This is a genomic window from Micromonospora sp. NPDC005324 (assembly GCF_040607155.1).
Taxonomy (GTDB): domain Bacteria; phylum Actinomycetota; class Actinomycetes; order Mycobacteriales; family Micromonosporaceae; genus Micromonospora; species Micromonospora trifolii.
Genome location: NZ_JBEXGE010000008.1, coordinates 139,355 through 155,003 on the forward strand (window position 1 = coordinate 139,355; position 15,649 = coordinate 155,003).

Here is a 15,649-nt window from a genome sequence, read left to right on the forward strand (position 1 = left end):
CGGGGCGGACGGCGATGACCGTGCCGACCGCCCCGGATCGGGGCCGATTGTTGGCAGAGCTCGCTCGACATGACTGGCAGGCGCTGAAGTCGTTCAAAGGCTCGGCCGTAGACCTGCCGTCTGCGATCACTGACCTAGTGTTCGCCGGTACCGAAGCTGCAGCCGATCGGGCCTACTGGCAGATCGACAACACGGCTCTCATTCAGGGGCGGCTGTCTCAGTGCTGCCCAGCTGTGGTGTCATGTCTGGTGGTCGGGTTGGTGGACGCCCCGGCCGTCTCGCGATCCTTGATCATCGACCTGCTGGCGACCATTGGAGGCGGTTACGACGACCACGTGGACTCCGCCTGGGTCGGCCCAGTCTCTTCGCACGATTGCATCCAACGTATGGCTGTTGGGTTCGAGACGTACGAACGGGAGCTGCGGGAGCGCGGAAACGCCAGTTGCGTCGATATCCTCTTCATGTGTGGCAAGGATTCGGCGCAGATGCTTCCCCGAGTCAGACAGGTCCTCGTCGAGGCACTTGCGCTGCCGTCCTGTAGGCCGATCTCCGATTTGATCGAATCTTCCCTGGCGGATCTTGACTGATCACGGCTTTGTGCTGATGGCCTAGCGGTGCCGGGGTGTTCCCCGGCGGCGCTAGGCCGGTGCCGTAACTGGTATGCACTTGTGGATTGTCTCGATGGCCTCCAGGGGCAGCTGGCACGGCAAGCGCCCTTTTGTTCATTTTCATGGAGAAGGCTGACATACTGATAGATAGAGATTTTGTTCCGCTATTCACCTCCCCGCTGTGCGAGGCTGTTGAACGAGCCAACCCGCTCCATGCCTCTAGCAAATTACTAGGCTCTTGACGGGAAATGGCTGACAGGCATGGAAATCTTTCTCCATCAAGAATTTGACGTGACCGTAATAACGGTTCGGCCATGGGGAATGGAAGTTGAGTTCTCAGATGGAACCCGAGGCATGATTGACAACGCCAAGAACCCCGCTTGGTCATCGGGCGACCGGGTTCCCGGTATTGGTGCTGTGCTCCACGTAGTCGTAGTTGACGACCAGCGTGACCCCGTTCGGCTAAGTGCTCTCGATGTTGACCTGAATATTGCTCGGGCAGAGGCGGCTGGCTGTTAGTCTGAATAATCCGGCTAAATTGCAAGACGCCCGGTCGGTTGTTCCGATGGGGCGCCTTGTACTCTGCTGGAGGCGCAGCCGTTGTGCCAGCGACTTGGCCTAAAGGTAAAGTTGCCGAGTGTCCCAATGGAGCCTTACGTGCGGCCGCTTATTGGAACTGCAGGTGGCGACAAGAATGGGAGTATAGAGTCGTGCCGAAGCTCATTGGTGCAGCCAGAAACCTTATTCGTGCCACCGATGATGCCGACACCCGACAGATTCCTGAGGTGGCGCGCGATTACATCGAGCGGGTGACGTTCGCGTCGGCGAACGAGATAGTCGCGATGTTGCGAGAGGTTCTGGCAGATGACTGGATGGCACTGGCGCCATGGGCTCGCAATTTGGCGTACCGCCTCGCCTGTCTCCAGCGTCCGGACGACCCAGATCTTCTGCGAGAGGCGGCGGCGGATCTTCTCTCATTCGGCCCGGATTGGGACGACCATGCAGAACGACTCAAGGATCAGCTAACCGATTGATGGAGTGAGACCTGGGGACGGTTCGGTCAGGGACTGATCCGGACCGGTGGCGCGTCCGGCTCGTCGGACGCGCCACCGGTAGGGTCTGGTCATGGCAGACCTGCTCACCGCGGGCGCGGTGCGAGAAGAGCTGAGCAGGTTGCCCGACTGGTCGGGTGACCCGACCGGCATCGGTCGTACCATCCAGCTCGGCAGTTTCCCGGCGGCCATCGCAGTGGTGGACCGGGTGGCGACGGTGGCCGAGGAGCTTGATCACCATCCCGACATCGACATCCGATGGCGGACCCTGACCTTCCGCTGTGTCACGCACTCGGCCGGTGGGGTCACCCACCTGGACTTCGAGCTGGCCGGGCGGATCGACGACATCGTCCGGAGTGCGGCATGAGATTTGAGATCAGCAAGGTGTTGGACGCCATCGAGGGTCGCGTCTGCACGGACCCGTCACTGGCCCGAGCCGTGATCGACCTGGCCGAGGTGATCCGCTACCAGGATATCGACGGTGGCCGGCCGGCCAGCCTGCTCCGCCTCGGCATGGTCATCGACGCGCTCTCCCGCGAGTTGGAGGAGGACAGCGTCCAGGTCTACGCGGTGGTGCACCGGGCGTTGCTCTCCGACGCCGACCTCACCTCCAACGAGCGGATGGTGGTCCGCCGCTGGGCCGACGACGGGCTCGTCGAGGTGCTCGACAACCCGGGTGACCGGATGTTGGAGGTCGCCGACCTGCTCGGTCTGCCGGTGCTCAGCCGGGTCCGCTTCGACGGGTTGCGCGGTCGGTTCCCGTGGCTTGTCGAACAGCCCGGTCGGGTGGTCGCGCCGGTGCCGGGCGCCGGCGGGCCGGTGTTCATCGCGCACGTCGGTGGTGGGCACTCGCCGGTGGCCGGCAAACGGTCGCCGACTGGCGTCAAGCTGCTGGCCCGCCAGTGGCGCTGCCCGGAGTCGGGCTGCGCGCTGTTCGGCGGCGGTGGTGGGGGTGGTGCGTTCGCCGACCTGGCCGGGGGTGCCGACCGCAGCCCCGCCGCGCAGCCGCCTCCCGCGCTGCGCAACGGCGTGCCGACCTGCCCCCGGCACGGCGTACGGCTCGGTGACGCCGGCCCGCGTCCGCGTACCGAGGTGCTCGCGGTGCGCGTCGGCGGCCTGGTCCGACGGCGGTTCGTGCTCAGCGAGGAGCAGCCGATCGTGGCTGGTCGGGCGCCCGAGCAGGACGGCGGGATCATGCTCGGGCAGTGGCTCAACGACGAGGCCCGGCGGTGGATCAGCCGTGGTCACGTCAGCTTCGAGCTGCGGGTCGGCGAGGTCATCGTGACCGACGTCAGCACCAACGGCTCCGGCATCCGCCCGGCCGGTTCGATGACCGAGTCGGACCGGATCCCGCTGGCCCCTCAGCAGTCCCGGGTGCTGGGCGAGAACGACATGGTGGAGCTTTACCCGGGGGTGCAGATCGGTCGGGCCGAGGAGTTGCCCACCGGCGCACCGTTCACGCCCACCTCGGTGATGGCCGAGGCCCCGACGATGGCCATGCGCCTACCCCGTCCCTGACGCGGAAGGCGGGCGCCGGAACCCCGACGCCCGCCTTTCACCACGTTCCTGGGTCAGCCGGCCAGCACCTCGGCCAGCTGGGTCACCGCCAGGTCGATCTCCTCCTCGGTGATCACCAGCGGCGGGGCGAGCCGGATGGTGGAGCCGTGGGTGTCCTTGGCGAGCACACCACGCTCGGCGAGCCGCTCGCACGCCTCCCGACCGCTCATCAGCGCCGGGTCGATGTCCAGACCGGCCCATAGGCCGCGGACGCGTACCCCGACGAGGCCCTTGCCGACCAGCCCTTCCAGGCCGGCCCGCAGCCGCTCACCCAGCTCGGCCGAGCGGCGCTGGAACTCACCGGTCGCCAGCAGCCGGACCACCTCGATGGCCACCGCGCAGGCGAGCGGGTTGCCGCCGAAGGTGGAGCCGTGCTGGCCGGGCTTGAGCACGCCGAGCACGTCGGCGTTCGCGGCCACCGCGGAGACCGGCACGATGCCGCCGCCGAGCGCCTTGCCGAGCAGGTACATGTCCGGCACGACGCCCTCGTGGTCACAGGCGAAGGTCGCGCCGGTACGCCCCAGACCCGACTGGATCTCGTCGGCGATGAACAGCACGTTGCGCTCGGTGCAGACCTGGCGTACACCCGGCAGGTAGCCCTCCGGCGGCACCACCACACCCTGCTCACCCTGGATCGGCTCCAGCAGCACGGCGACGGTGTTCTCGTCGATCGCGGCGGTCAGCGCGTCCAGGTCGCCGTACGGCACGACAGTGAACCCCGGGGTGTACGGCCCGAAGTCGGCGCGGGCGTCCTCGTCGGTCGAGAAGCTCACGATGGTGGTGGTCCGCCCGTGGAAGTTGCCCTCGGCGACCACGATGTTGGCCTGCCCGGCGGCCACGCCCTTGACCTGGTAGCCCCACTTGCGGGCCACCTTGATCCCGGTCTCCACCGCCTCGGCGCCGGTGTTCATCGGCAGGACGAGGTCCTTGCCGCACAACTCGGCCAGCTCCCGGCAGAAGTCGGCGAACTGGTCGTGGATGAAAGCCCGGCTGGTCAGCGTCAGCCGGTCCAGTTGGGCGTGCGCGGCGGCGATCAACTGCGGGTGCCGGTGACCGAAGTTCAGCGCGGAGTAGCCGGCCAGGCAGTCCAGGTAGCGGCGGCCGTCCACATCGGTGAGCCAGGCGCCCTCGGCGGACGAGATCACCACCGGCAGCGGGTGGTAGTTGTGCGCAGTCCAGCGCTCGGCGTCCCGGACCGCTCCCGGCGTACGCAGCTTGTCATCCACGATCACTTGCTTGCCTTTCCTTGACGGAGTCGCAGCGTGCAGCACTTCGGTCCGCCGCCGGCCCTACGTAGCTCGGACAGGTCGACCCCGATGGTCTCGTAGCCCCGGTCGCGCAGCTCCGCGGCCAGGTCGGTGGCCTGCGCGGGCAGCACCACGTGCCGCCCGTCGCTGACCGCGTTCAGCCCCAGCACCTCGGCGTCGGCCATGGTGGCGTGCACCGCATCGGGGAACAGCCCGCGCAGCACGGCCTGGCTGCCCGGGGAGAACGCCTCCGGCAGGTACGCCACGGTCCGCTCGTCAAGCACTGTCAACGCGGTGTCCAGGTGGTAGAAGCGCGGGTCGACAAGCTGCATGGTGATCACCGGGTAGCCGAAGACCTCCTGCAGTTGGGCGTGTGCGGCGTGTGCCGTGCGGAAGCCGGTGCCGGCCAGCAGGTGGTCACCGGCCAGCAGGATGTCGCCCTCGCCCTCGTTGACGTGCTTCGGGTCGTACATCTCGAAGCCGGCGGCCTCGAACCAGGCCCGGTACGCCGGCGCCTCGTCGGCGCGCTGCGGGTCCCGGAACTGCACGGCCATCGCCTTACCGTCGATCACGGTGCCGCCGTTGGCGGCGAAGACCATGTCCGGCAGGCCGGGCACCGGAGTGATCTCCTCGACGGTGTGGCCCAGGTCAAGGTACGTCTGGCGCAGCTGCTCCCACTGCCGGACGGCCAGCGCGGCGTCGACCGGCGCGCTCGGGTCCATCCAGGGGTTGATCGCGTAATCGACGGCGAAGTACGTCGGCCGGCACATCAACAGGCGCTGGCTGGTGGCGTCCATCGTCATTGTCCTGCTCCCAGGGGTCGGGCGCGCCCGGCCACCGTGGCCCACGGGCTGGCGCCGTTGCTCAACGGTATGCGGCGTCAGCGGCAGGATCCACCACTGAGACTTGCGCAGACCGAAGATTCGTTGCGTCTGCGCGCTCTTTGACTGCTAATCGTTGCGTCAGAGGCTGCCTGGGGCGGCATTCGCGTTCCGGGCCACCTGCCGCAGGCCTCTTGCGCGGCCTTTGCTCTGCTTCAACGGGCGCAACAGCCAACGTCCGGATTCCGGACATGCGGTGTTGCGTGTGGTGAAGCAGAGCAAAGGTGGCGGGGCGTCGCTGACCCGGCGGCCTTGTCGTCGGGCCGGGCCCCGGAAACACTTCAGGGGCGGCGAATCGCCGCCCCTGAAAGGGTGTCGCCCGGCCGGTGAACCACCGGACTGATCGGGCTGCCGGCGAACCGCCGGCTGTTCGCCGGTGCATCACCGGCGAGCGGAACAGTGCCCGCTAGAAACGATCCACAAACTGTGAGTCAAGCCACTCCCGGAAGCGCGACACCCAGTCGCCGTCGGTGGTCGGCCAGTCGAACTGGCCGGTCATCGCGAGCACTCCGATCACGACCGCGGCCAGCCCGATCAGCACGCCGAAGAGCGCGTCGGTCTTGCCGGCGACGTGCCGCCGACGGGTGGCCATCAGGCCGAGCACCGCCAGCACCGCACCGAAGGCGCCGAGCCCGATGCCGTACCCGGCCAGGGTCCCGGTCAGCACGAACATCGCCGCGACGACCGACACGATCAGGCCGAGGGTGGCGAGCAGGCTGGCCCGCGGCTTCGGGCCACGGGTCACCGGCGGCTCGGGCGTGCTGACGCCCGGGGTCGGGTCGACCGGGCGGTCGGTGGTGTCCCGGTCGGTGGTGACCCGGTCGGTGGTGTCGGGCCGGCTGGTGGTGCTGTCGAGGTCGGCGTCCCGCTCGGCGGTGCGCGCCGTGGTCGGGGCGACGACGGGCCGGGACTCGGTCTCCACCTTGTTTGCGGTGCCGGTGCGGGGCTCGGGCGTGACCGGGCGGGTCGTGCTGTTCAGCGGCTCGGGCGCGACCGGGCGGGCCGTGCCGTTCACGGGCTCGGGCGCGACCGGGCGAGCGGTGCCCCGGGGCTCGGTGTCCGCCGGCCGCGCGGTGGCGGCTCGAGCCACCGCCGCCCGCTCGTTGGCTCGCCGCTCGGCCTCGCTGGTCTGGCCGCCGCTCGCGCCGGCGCTGCGGTACGTCGTCTGGTCGGCGTCCCGGTCGGTGACCACCGGGCGGCCGGCGCTGTCGTCGGACTGAGCGGTCTCGGTGACCGGGGTGTCGCTGCCGTCCACGCGGCCGTCGAGGTTCTCGTCCCGCGTCGGCGCCGGCTCGGACCGGCGGGACAGCGAAGGAATCCTGACCACTACACACCTCCTGATAAATGCGTGGTGGCCGACGGAAAGGGTGGCACCCACGCGGTGTCGCCCCTCAAATACCCACCTGGGCGTTTCCTGACACCAAACCTGGGTACGGCCGCCGAGACCGGCCTTGAGCGGCGGCCCCGGCCTCATCCCCGCCCTCGCCCGGGCCCGCCCCGCTCATCCCCGCCCTCGCCCGGGCCCGCCCCGCTCATCCCCGCCCAGGCCCGAGCCCGCCCCGGCCTGAGCCCGCCCCGGCCTGAGCCCGCCCCGGCCCGAGCCCGCCCCGGCCTGCCTCGCCCGGCCCGCTCGCCCCGGCCTTGATCGACTCAGTTTCCTGGAAGTCGCGGTGTCCCGCTTACTTGGACACCCCGGTTTCCTTGAAGCCGAGTCGATCAGCGGCGGACCATGTCGATTTGCCCGCCGTTGGGGCTGCGGCCGGCGCTGACCTGTCCGGTGCGGGCGACCTGCCCGGGTGCGGGGCGGAGGGCTCGGGGTGCGGGTGCCGCGCGGAGCACCCGTACCCCGGCCTGTTGCACGAACACCTCCCGCTTGTCGACGGCCAGGCCCTTGTCGTCCAGTACGTATCCCGTCAGCCAGACCCACCCGTGGTAGGTCGGGCGCGGGTCCACGCTCACCAGTCGAAGGCGCAGCGCCCGGTCGCCGGCGAACTGCACCGAGCACGCCTCGCCGATCAGCAGCAGGTCGCCGGGCTTCAGTTCGGTCACGTCGGCCAGTGCCTGCGGTTGATCGGGATGCGGTGGCGGGCCCGGCAGGGCAGGTCCACGCCGCAACGGCACACCGTGCGCCAGCGTGCCCAACTCCAGACCGGACGGTGCCGACGGGCAAGGGTCAGCGCGGTGACCAAGAGGTATTCGTTGTACGACACGCGCACGGTGACGTCCTTCCCGAAGAATTGCGTCGCTCCGGCCCACGGCTAATACACGCGCGTGCGGCGGCGGGCTATTGTCGACGCCATTCCAGATGCCATTCCTGGGAGTTGCTGATGCGTGACAGCATGTTCCACGCTGGCCACCTTGTGCAACGCTCACACCCGTCCTAACCTCAGGCCATATCGACGCACGAGGAATGGTAAGGAAATGCGTGCTGGGGGAAACATTCGGTGTTGCAGGAGGAGCGCGGTGATGTTGCATGGCGGATGAAACAAGCGGGTCCACGGTCCCTCGGCGGCAGCTCGGGCGGCTGCTCACGCAGCTCCGCGAGGATGCCTCGGTGACGCTGGACGCCGCGGCCGAAGCACTGGACTGCTCGCGGCAGAAGGTGTGGCGCATCGAGAAGGGGTTGGTCCCGGTGCGGGTGGTGGATGCCCGAGCGATGTGCGCTCTCTACCGGGTGGCCGACGCCCTGGGGGAGATCGTCGCCGCCCTTGCGAAGGAGACTCGCGCCAGGGGTTGGTGGCATTCGTATGGTGACGTCGTCCCGTCGTGGTTCTCGCTGTACGTCGGCCTGGAATCGTCAGCCACGCTGATTCGCCGATACGACTCAGAGTTGATCCCCGGGCTTCTGCAAACCCGGGAGTACGCCAGCGAGCTGTTCCGCCGGAAGAACCCGACGATGCGCGCTGAGGATCGGGAAGAGTTGGTGGAGGTGCGGCTGCAACGACAGGGCATCCTCGTACGCCGGCTACCCACCGCGCCCACAGTGCGGGTCGTCCTGAGCGAGGCCGTGCTGCGGCGCACGATCCCCGACCGGCGGGCGATGGCTCAGCAGTTGCGACATCTGCTCGACGTGGCCGCGCTGCCGAACGTGAGTCTGCGGGTGTTGCCGCTCGCCGCCGGTCCGCCGCTGGCCAGCGAGAGCGGCACCTTCGTCCTGCTGGACTTCCCGCAGGCGTTTGGAAGGGCGTCGACCGAGCCGACCACCGTCTACGTCGAGAACATCACCGGAGCGCTGTATCTGGACAAGCCGGCCGAGGTGTCTGCCTACGAACATGTCTGGTCGGACCTGGAAGCGCTCGCGTCGGGTGAGGCAGAATCAGAGAAAATGATTACTTCGATCATCGAGGAGCATCATGACTGACCTTGCCGGCACCACCTGGCGCAAGAGCACCCGCAGCGGCGGGAGCGGCGGTGACTGCGTCGAGGTGGCCGACAACCTCCCCGGCGTGGTGGGCGTACGGGACAGCAAGGATCCGACCGGCCCGGCGCTGACCTTCGCCCCAGCCACCTGGGCAGCGTTCGTGAGCGGCGTCAAGGGGCAGCGCCAGGGCTGACGGTCCCGTCGGGGTGTCCCGCCGCTCGCAACACCCCGGTTCCTGAAACCCGAGTCGATCAGCGCGGCGAAGGTCCGAGCCGATCAGCGCGCGGTCCGGTCGGGCGGGGCTGGCTATCCTTGGCACCTGTGCCAGAGGGACACACGATCCATCGCCTGGCGGCCCGGCACGCCGAGCTGTTCGCCGGGGACAAGCTGCACGCCGCGAGCCCACAGGGTCGCTTCGCCGAGGGTGCCGCCCGGCTCTCCGGGACGGTGCTGGACGGCACCGAGGCGTACGGCAAGCACCTGCTGCACCACTACGCCGGTGAGCTGACCCTGCACGTACACCTTGGGTTGTACGGCAAGTTCACCGACGGGCCGGGGGAGCCGCCGGAGCCGGTCGGGCAGGTGCGGCTGCGGCTGGCCAGCGACCGGCACTGGCTCGACCTGCGCGGGCCTACGGCCTGTGAGCTGTTCACCCCACCCGAGGTGGCAGCGCTGCGAGATCGCCTCGGGCCGGATCCGCTGCGCGTCGACGCCGACCAGGAGCGGGCGTACGCCCGGATCGCCCGCAGTCCCACCCCTCTCGCCGCGCTGCTGCTGGACCAGTCGGTGGTGGCTGGCACCGGCTTGATCTTCGTGACCGAGGCGCTGTTCCGGGCAGGGCTGCCGCCCACGATGCCCGGCCGACAGTTGACCAGGATCGGCTGGGACGCGCTCTGGGCGGACCTGGTCGGGCTGATGCGACTCGCGGTCGAGCAGGGCCGGATCGACACTGTCCGCGACGCGCACCTGCCGGAGGCGATGGGCCGGCCGGCGCGGGTGGACCGGCACGGTGGCGAGGTGTACGTCTACCGCCGCCCGGGTGCGCCCTGCCACGTCTGCGGCACCGAGGTCAGTCGCGGCGAGCTGGCCGGCCGCAACCTGTACTGGTGCCACACCTGCCAGGCCGCCTGAACCGCCCTACCCACCCCCGCCTCGTGATCGCCGAGCCTGACCTCAATCGGCGTCGAGGAGCCAACGGACCACCTCGATCTTCTCGGGGAAGACGATGTCGTCGGCGAGGCTCCAGGCCAGCGTGTGTCCGATCGTCCAACCCCGGACCCGTTCCCGGTCCAGTCCCAGTTCGGTGCTGAGCCGGTCCAGCCGGTGCCGGACGGCGGTCGGTGAGTGGCCCAACTCCGGGCCGCGCACCATCGGCACGACCGAGAACTCCCGCTCCCCGATCAGCGGCTTCGGGTCGATGGCCAGCCACGGCCCTCGGTCGTCGGCGAGCGCGTCGGCGGCGAGAATGTTGCCGGCGTGCAGGTCCTGATTGACCAGCACCTGCTCGCCCTGGCTCGACGCCAGGCCCGTGAGCAGGTCGAGCGCGGCGTCGAGCAGCCGCCGCTCGTACGGCCGGCCGGCCCGTTCCCAGGCCCGGGGCATCCGGTCGATCCAACCCGCGGCCTCCTGCGCCAGCGGGGTGAACGGCGCGCCGGCTGGCCGCCAGAGCCGGGGGAGTAGCCCGATCGCCGCGTCCAGCGCCCGGTCCAGCGGAAGGTCGTGCAGAGGGGTGCCGGGCTGGCAGCGTTCGAGCAGCAGGGCCCGGCGCCCGGGGTCGTGGGCGAGCAGACGGATCGCCGCGTCGCCGTCCCAGTGGGCCAACGCGTCGGCCTCGTGCCGGCTCTCCTCGTCGGGGTACTGGAGCTTCAGCACCGCCGCCGTGCCGTCGGGCAGGTCGGCGGGGAGCGCCAGTGAGGCGTACGCCTGCCGGAAGGGCGGACCGACCCGCAGCGACCACCGCTCGGCACACTCGATCAGCCACGTCGGGAGTGCGGCCAGCCAGGTGCGGCCGGCGGGTGTTCCGCGTACCCAGTCGAGCCCTTCGGGGAGATCCATCGGGCCCTCCTGAGCCGTGTGGCGATCCGGGTCGGCTGTCCCGTGGTTCGGCCGGGCCACGGCGTTCACACGCCGGTCCATTGTGGCTAGCGTGGACGGGTGCAGATTGGCGTGAACGTACCGAACTTCGCCCCGGGCACCGACCCCGACGTCCTGCGCCGGTCTGTCCTGGCTGGCCGGGGTGACCAGTCGGGTCCGGCTGGGCACCACGGTGCTCATCGTGCCGTACCGACACCCGCTGCTCACGGCCCGGATGGCGGCGAACCTCAACCGGCTCAGCGGCGGTCGGCTCGTCCTCGGTGTCGGCGTCGGTTGGGCCCGGCAGGAGTTCGAGGCGCTCGGGGTGCCGTTTCGGCAGCGCGGCACGCTGACCGACGAGTACCTGCGCATCATGCGTGCGGCCTGGGGGGACACCGAGGACTACGACACGGATGCGATCCCGATCTGGGTCGGTGGCAACAGCGACGCCGGCATGCGCCGCGCGGTACTGCTCGGTGACGCCTGGCACCCGCTGCGGGTCACACCGGGACGACTGGCCGAGGCGGCCGGACGGTTGACGGCCATCGCCGACGAGCTGGGTCGCCCGGTGCCCGCGCTGGTGCCGCGGATCGCGCTTCAGGAGACCCGAGAACCAATCACCGACCCGGACCGACTTGCCGGTGTCGGCACCATCGATCAGATCGTCGCCGACCTCGACCAACTTCGTGCGCTCGGCGCGGAGACGGTGGTGCTGGACCCGTTCAACGGCGACCTGACCGAGATCCGCCAGCCCGAACGCGCCTGGCGGACCCTTGCCGCCGTGGCCGCACATCACGCTACCCAGGAGGATCGATGACCCCCGACGACGAGAAGTTTCTCCGCCACGCCGTGGAAATCGCCAGGCGGGCGGGGGCTTCCGGCGAACGCCCGTTCGGCTCGTTGCTTGTCGACGCGGCCGGCGTCGTCCTGATCGAGGACCACAACACAGTGGTCTCCGACGCGGACATCAGCGCCCATCCGGAGTTGAAGCTGGCCCGCTGGGCGGCTCGGGAACTCGCCCCCGAGGTGGCCGCCGGCACCACCATGTTCACCAGTTGCCAGCCCTGCCCGATGTGCGCGACGGCGATCGACCGGTCCGGCCTCGGTCGGGTGGTGTACGCGCTGTCCACCGAGCAGTTCGAGGAGGTCAAGCCGGCCACTCCGCCGCTGCCCCCGGTCCGCTACGAGGGGCCGGCGCTTTTCGATGAGGCACGCCAGCCGATCGACGACTACTACTGATCGGAGCCGTCTCGGGGCGGTGTGACGCATCCGGAATTGACAGTCGGCGGGCTGCCGGAGCAGGGTTGAGCGGTGACAACGATGTCAACGGGCAAATGGGAGCAAAAGACTCCCGTCGCGCGTCGACCCTCACCAGTCGATTCGTGGCGTACCGTTGGCGGTTTTGCGGCGCGGACCCCGGTCCGTCCGCCGATCCTGGCCGTATGTCCCTTTCCTACCCGACGGTGACCAGCTGAAATGACCGACGTGCCCCGATCCGACGCTGCAACGACCCCCACTCCGGCGGGGTCACCAGGCCTTCCCGATCTGGACGACTTCCTCGTCGGCCAGACCCGGACGCTGCTCGACACCGCCCGCCGCTCGGTCCGGCCCGAGGGCGGCTTCTGGTGGCTCACCGACGACCGCACCCCGGACCGCGGCGAACCGATCCATACCTGGATCACCTGCCGGATGACCCACGTGGCCGCCCTCGCCCACCGCAACGGCGACCCGGACGCCGCTGCCCTGGTGGACCACGGGATCGCCGCGCTCAGCACGCTGCTGCGCGACGACCGGTACGGCGGCTGGTTCGGCGCTGTGGACCAGCAGGGAGTGCCCGTCAACGACCGCAAGGCCGGCTACGACCACGCGTTCGTCCTGCTCGCCGCCTCCAGCGCCGCGCGCGCCGGACGGCCCGGCGCGGACCGGTTGCTCGCCGACGTGCTGGCCGTCGTGCGGGACCGGTTCTGGGACGACGAGGCCGGCGCGGTCCGCGAATCGTGGAACCGGGACTGGACGGTCACCGAGGACTACCGGGGCGCCAACAGCAGCATGCACATGGTCGAGGCGTTCCTCGCCGCTGCCGCCGCGACCGGCGACGCGAGCTGGGCCGACCGGGCCCTGCGGATCGCCACCCACCTCGTGCACGGTGAGGCGGCCCGGCACGACTGGCGGCTGCCCGAGCACTTCACCACCGACTGGACGCCGCTGCCCGACTACAACCGGGACCAGCCCGCCGACCCGTTCCGGCCGTACGGCTCCACCATCGGGCACTGGCTGGAGTGGGCCCGGCTGCTGCTGGAGCTGGAGGCGGTGCTGCCGCAGCCACCCCGCTGGCTGCTCGCCGACGCCCGCGCCCTGTTCGCCGCCGCCGTGCGCCTCGGCTGGGCGGTCGACGGCGCCGACGGCTTCGTCTACACGATCGACTGGGACGACCGCCCGGTGGTGCGCTCCCGGATGCACTGGGTTCTCGCCGAGGCCATCGGCGCGGCGATCACCCTGCACCGCCGCACCGGGGACGCGGTCTACCTCGACTGGTACCGGGTCTTCTGGGCGTACGCCCGTCGCAGCCTCATCGACCAGACCGGATGGCGGCACGAGTTGGACGCGCAGAACCTGCCCGCCGACTCGGTCTGGCACGGCCGACCGGACGTCTACCACGCCTACCAGGCGGTACTGCTGTCCCGCGCGGCCGACGGGCTCGGCGGCCCGGGCCCGCTCGCTCCGGGGGAGGTGACCGCGTGATCGTCGTCGCGGGTGAGGCGTTGATCGACCTGGTCGTCACCGCCGAGGGGCAGCGGGCCGTCCCCGGTGGCTCCCCGGCGAACGTCGCGGTCACCCTGGCCCGGCTCGACCAGCCGGTACGGCTGCTGGCCCGGCTCGCCGGCGACGAGTACGGTCGGCAACTCGTCGAGCATCTGAGCGCCAACCGGGTGGACCTGAAGTGGGCGGTACGCGCCGAGGAGCCCACGTCGGTGGCGGTGGCCACCCTGAACGCCGCCGGGCAGGCCAGCTACGAGTTCCGGCTGGCCGGTGCGGCCGACTGGCAGTGGACGCCGCAGGAGTTGCCCGAGCTGGCCGGGTCACCGGCGATCGCGCTGCACACCGGGTCCCTCGCGCTCGCGCTGGCACCCGGCGCGGACGCGCTGGAGGGCCTGCTCGCCCGGGAACGCCAGCGCGACGGGCTCACCGTCTCCATCGACCTCAACCTGCGGCCGAGCATCGTCACCGACCGGGCGGCGGAGCAGGAGCGGGTACGCCGACAGACACGCCTCGCGCACCTGGTCAAGGCCAGCGACGAGGACCTGGCCTGGCTCTACCCGGACCGTTCGGTGGCCGACGTGATGACCGAATGGCGTACGGCCGGCGTGTCCTGCGCCGTGGTGACCCGGGGCGGGGACGGCGCCTGGCTGCTCGCGCCGGACGGCTCGCTGCACGAGGAGCCAGCGGTCCGCACCACAGTGGTCGACACCGTCGGTGCCGGCGACTCGTTCACCGGTGGCCTGTTGGCCGCGCTGGCCGACCTCGACGCGCTCGGTGACCGACCGGCCGACCGGCTCGCCGCGGTGACAGAGCCGCAGTGGGGTGCGGTGCTCCGGCAGGCCGCCACTGTGGCCGCGCTGACCTGCGGCCGCCGAGGCGCCGACCCGCCGACCCGCGCCGAGGTGGAGAAACTCCTAAACCCCGCAAGCTAACCCCACCCCACCCCGCCCCGCCCCGCCCCCGCGATCTTGCACTTTCTGTCGCGACAAGATGGGCCATCTGCCGCAATTCGACAACCGAAACTGCAAGATCGCGGGCAAGAGCGCGGGCGCGGGCGCGGGCGCGGGCGCGGGTTAGGCCAGGCCGCGCTTCAGCAGCCTGGTTGGGAGGACAGTGGTCGAGGGTGGGGTGTCGTCGCCGGCTACTCGTTGGAACAGTCGTTCGGTGGCGACCCTTGCCAGCTCCCTGGTGTCGTACGCGACGACGGTCAGCGGTCGGGGCATCAGGTGGGCCAGTTCGAAGTCGTCGAAGCCGACCAGCGCGGCGTCACTGCCCCGCCGGTGCAGCTCCTGGAGCGCGCCGACGGTGAGCCGGTTGTTGGCGCAGAAGAACGCGGTGGGCGGCTCCGGGAGGTCGAGCAGCGCGGCGACCGCCCGCCCGGCCTCCTCGGGGGCGATGAGCCGCTCACGGATCAGCGTCTCGTCCGGCTCGACCCCGGCGGCGTCCAGTGCCGCCCGCGCCCCGGCCAGCCGCTCCCGCATGGTGGGCACGCTCGGCGCGCCGAGCAGCAGACCCACCCGTCGGTGTCCCTCGTCGAGCAGCGCGCTCACCCCGGCGTGGCTGCCACCCCGGTTGTCCAACAGCACGGCGTCGGCTTGCAGCCCCTGCGGTGGCCGGTCCAGGAACACCACAGGCATGCCCAGCTCGACCTCGCGACGCAGGAACGAGTGGTCCAGGCCCGCCGGCACCACCAGGAGGCCGTCGACCCGGCGCTGGGTGAAGTCCTGGAGCAGGGCGCGTTCCCGCTCCGGGTCCTCCTCCGACGATGCGGTGATCAGCATGGTGCCGTGGGCGGCGGCGATCTCGGCGGCGACGCTGGCGATGGTCGCGTAGAACGGGTTGGCGATCTCCTCGATCAGCAGCCCGACGGTGGCGTTGAGCTGCCGGGAGCGCAGGTTACGAGCGATGTCGTTACGCCGGAAGCCCAGCTCGGCGATCGCGGCCAGCACCCGGCCGACCAACTCCTGACCCACCGGCTCGTCGTTGACGACCCGGGAGACCGTCTTCAGGCTGACGTCGGCCCGCCGGGCCACGTCGACCATCGTGGGACGCCGACGCACGGTCGGCCGGGTCGGGGTCTGGGTCACGGGGTGGTCCTCCACGACGGGCG

Annotated in this window: 17 protein-coding genes and 1 pseudogene; 11 read left to right on the top strand and 7 right to left on the bottom strand. The window is 70.3% G+C overall.

The window, feature by feature from the left end; all coding sequences use genetic code 11:
- Positions 1–14: 14 nt before the first annotated feature.
- The 4 genes from ABZS40_RS11095 (at position 15) to ABZS40_RS11110 (ending at position 3,178) form a co-directional block, all read left to right on the top strand.
- On the top strand, positions 15–587 hold the full coding sequence (locus tag ABZS40_RS11095; RefSeq protein WP_354943147.1) for a hypothetical protein: 573 nt from the start codon (positions 15–17) through the stop codon (positions 585–587).
- Between the two features lie 731 nt (positions 588–1,318).
- Complete coding sequence (locus tag ABZS40_RS11100; RefSeq protein WP_354943148.1) at positions 1,319–1,642, top strand: hypothetical protein; 324 nt, start codon at positions 1,319–1,321, stop codon at positions 1,640–1,642.
- Positions 1,643–1,733: 91 nt separating this feature from the next.
- Complete coding sequence (locus ABZS40_RS11105) at positions 1,734–2,027, top strand: 4a-hydroxytetrahydrobiopterin dehydratase (RefSeq protein WP_354943149.1); 294 nt, start codon at positions 1,734–1,736, stop codon at positions 2,025–2,027.
- The gene (locus ABZS40_RS11110; RefSeq protein WP_354943150.1) at positions 2,024–3,178 is read left to right on the top strand and encodes an FHA domain-containing protein; all 1,155 of its coding nucleotides are present in this window, start codon (positions 2,024–2,026) and stop codon (positions 3,176–3,178) included. The genes ABZS40_RS11105 and ABZS40_RS11110 overlap by 4 nt, the downstream gene beginning before the upstream one ends.
- A gap of 53 nt (positions 3,179–3,231) precedes the next feature.
- On the opposite strand, the gene rocD is transcribed toward ABZS40_RS11110, so the two are convergent.
- The 5 genes from rocD to ABZS40_RS11135 all read right to left on the bottom strand — a co-directional run bounded on the left by rocD (position 3,232) and on the right by ABZS40_RS11135 (position 7,561).
- On the bottom strand, positions 3,232–4,446 hold the full coding sequence (gene rocD / locus ABZS40_RS11115; protein WP_354943239.1) for an ornithine--oxo-acid transaminase: 1,215 nt from the start codon (positions 4,444–4,446) through the stop codon (positions 3,232–3,234).
- A complete protein-coding gene (gene ddaH / locus ABZS40_RS11120) occupies positions 4,446–5,261 on the bottom strand; it encodes a dimethylargininase (protein ID WP_354943240.1) in 816 nt (271 codons plus the stop codon). The genes rocD and ddaH overlap by 1 nt, the downstream gene beginning before the upstream one ends.
- A 490-nt stretch (positions 5,262–5,751) precedes the next feature.
- Positions 5,752–6,672, bottom strand: a complete 921-nt coding sequence (locus tag ABZS40_RS11125; RefSeq protein WP_354943151.1) for a thrombospondin — start codon at positions 6,670–6,672, stop codon at positions 5,752–5,754.
- Between the two features lie 389 nt (positions 6,673–7,061).
- Positions 7,062–7,394, bottom strand: a complete 333-nt coding sequence (locus ABZS40_RS11130) for a hypothetical protein (protein WP_354943152.1) — start codon at positions 7,392–7,394, stop codon at positions 7,062–7,064.
- Positions 7,391–7,561 (bottom strand): hypothetical protein, encoded by a 171-nt coding sequence (locus tag ABZS40_RS11135; RefSeq protein WP_354943153.1) that lies wholly within the window; start codon positions 7,559–7,561, stop codon positions 7,391–7,393. The genes ABZS40_RS11130 and ABZS40_RS11135 overlap by 4 nt, the downstream gene beginning before the upstream one ends.
- Before the next feature lie 257 nt (positions 7,562–7,818).
- Here ABZS40_RS11135 and ABZS40_RS11140 point away from each other — a divergent pair, with 257 nt between their 5' ends.
- The 3 genes from ABZS40_RS11140 to ABZS40_RS11150 all read left to right on the top strand — a co-directional run bounded on the left by ABZS40_RS11140 (position 7,819) and on the right by ABZS40_RS11150 (position 9,837).
- Positions 7,819–8,706, top strand: a complete 888-nt coding sequence (locus tag ABZS40_RS11140; protein WP_354943154.1) for a helix-turn-helix transcriptional regulator — start codon at positions 7,819–7,821, stop codon at positions 8,704–8,706.
- Positions 8,699–8,899 carry a DUF397 domain-containing protein gene (locus tag ABZS40_RS11145; RefSeq protein ID WP_354943155.1) on the top strand — a complete coding sequence of 67 codons (201 nt, stop codon included), beginning with the start codon at positions 8,699–8,701 and terminating at the stop codon, positions 8,897–8,899. The genes ABZS40_RS11140 and ABZS40_RS11145 overlap by 8 nt, the downstream gene beginning before the upstream one ends.
- Positions 8,900–9,027: 128 nt before the next feature.
- The gene (locus ABZS40_RS11150) at positions 9,028–9,837 is read left to right on the top strand and encodes a DNA-formamidopyrimidine glycosylase family protein (protein WP_354943156.1); all 810 of its coding nucleotides are present in this window, start codon (positions 9,028–9,030) and stop codon (positions 9,835–9,837) included.
- Between the two features lie 42 nt (positions 9,838–9,879).
- Here ABZS40_RS11150 and ABZS40_RS11155 read toward each other — a convergent pair whose 3' ends face one another.
- Positions 9,880–10,761, bottom strand: coding sequence for an aminoglycoside phosphotransferase family protein (locus tag ABZS40_RS11155; protein WP_354943157.1), 882 nt, complete (start codon positions 10,759–10,761; stop codon positions 9,880–9,882).
- A gap of 160 nt (positions 10,762–10,921) precedes the next feature.
- On the opposite strand from ABZS40_RS11155, the pseudogene ABZS40_RS11160 reads away from it, so the two are divergent.
- The 4 genes and pseudogenes from ABZS40_RS11160 to ABZS40_RS11175 form a co-directional block, all read left to right on the top strand.
- Positions 10,922–11,596: pseudogene (locus ABZS40_RS11160) on the top strand (LLM class flavin-dependent oxidoreductase); the annotation flags it as partial.
- Positions 11,593–12,018 carry a nucleoside deaminase gene (locus ABZS40_RS11165; RefSeq protein WP_354943158.1) on the top strand — a complete coding sequence of 142 codons (426 nt, stop codon included), beginning with the start codon at positions 11,593–11,595 and terminating at the stop codon, positions 12,016–12,018. The pseudogene ABZS40_RS11160 and the gene ABZS40_RS11165, both read left to right, overlap by 4 nt.
- Before the next feature lie 237 nt (positions 12,019–12,255).
- Complete coding sequence (locus ABZS40_RS11170; RefSeq protein ID WP_354943159.1) at positions 12,256–13,521, top strand: AGE family epimerase/isomerase; 1,266 nt, start codon at positions 12,256–12,258, stop codon at positions 13,519–13,521.
- The gene (locus tag ABZS40_RS11175; RefSeq protein ID WP_354943160.1) at positions 13,518–14,471 is read left to right on the top strand and encodes a carbohydrate kinase; all 954 of its coding nucleotides are present in this window, start codon (positions 13,518–13,520) and stop codon (positions 14,469–14,471) included. The genes ABZS40_RS11170 and ABZS40_RS11175 overlap by 4 nt, the downstream gene beginning before the upstream one ends.
- 141 nt (positions 14,472–14,612) lie before the next feature.
- Here the strand turns inward: ABZS40_RS11175 and ABZS40_RS11180 are convergent, their stop codons facing one another.
- The gene (locus ABZS40_RS11180; protein WP_354943241.1) at positions 14,613–15,581 is read right to left on the bottom strand and encodes a LacI family DNA-binding transcriptional regulator; all 969 of its coding nucleotides are present in this window, start codon (positions 15,579–15,581) and stop codon (positions 14,613–14,615) included.
- Positions 15,582–15,649 lie beyond the last annotated feature (68 nt).

Bases quoted from the DNA above. Each gene is read 5' to 3' on its own strand.
- ABZS40_RS11095 (WP_354943147.1), top strand. From the start codon at position 15: ATGACCGTGCCGACCGCCCCGGATCGGGGCCGATTGTTGGCAGAGCTC.
- ABZS40_RS11105 (WP_354943149.1), top strand. From the start codon at position 1,734: ATGGCAGACCTGCTCACCGCGGGCGCGGTGCGAGAAGAGCTGAGCAGG.
- ABZS40_RS11110 (WP_354943150.1), top strand. From the start codon at position 2,024: ATGAGATTTGAGATCAGCAAGGTGTTGGACGCCATCGAGGGTCGCGTC.
- ddaH (WP_354943240.1), bottom strand. From the start codon at position 5,261: ATGGACGCCACCAGCCAGCGCCTGTTGATGTGCCGGCCGACGTACTTC.
- ABZS40_RS11140 (WP_354943154.1), top strand. From the start codon at position 7,819: ATGGCGGATGAAACAAGCGGGTCCACGGTCCCTCGGCGGCAGCTCGGG.
- ABZS40_RS11145 (WP_354943155.1), top strand. From the start codon at position 8,699: ATGACTGACCTTGCCGGCACCACCTGGCGCAAGAGCACCCGCAGCGGC.
- ABZS40_RS11155 (WP_354943157.1), bottom strand. From the start codon at position 10,761: ATGGATCTCCCCGAAGGGCTCGACTGGGTACGCGGAACACCCGCCGGC.
- ABZS40_RS11165 (WP_354943158.1), top strand. From the start codon at position 11,593: ATGACCCCCGACGACGAGAAGTTTCTCCGCCACGCCGTGGAAATCGCC.
- ABZS40_RS11170 (WP_354943159.1), top strand. From the start codon at position 12,256: ATGACCGACGTGCCCCGATCCGACGCTGCAACGACCCCCACTCCGGCG.
- ABZS40_RS11180 (WP_354943241.1), bottom strand. From the start codon at position 15,581: ATGGTCGACGTGGCCCGGCGGGCCGACGTCAGCCTGAAGACGGTCTCC.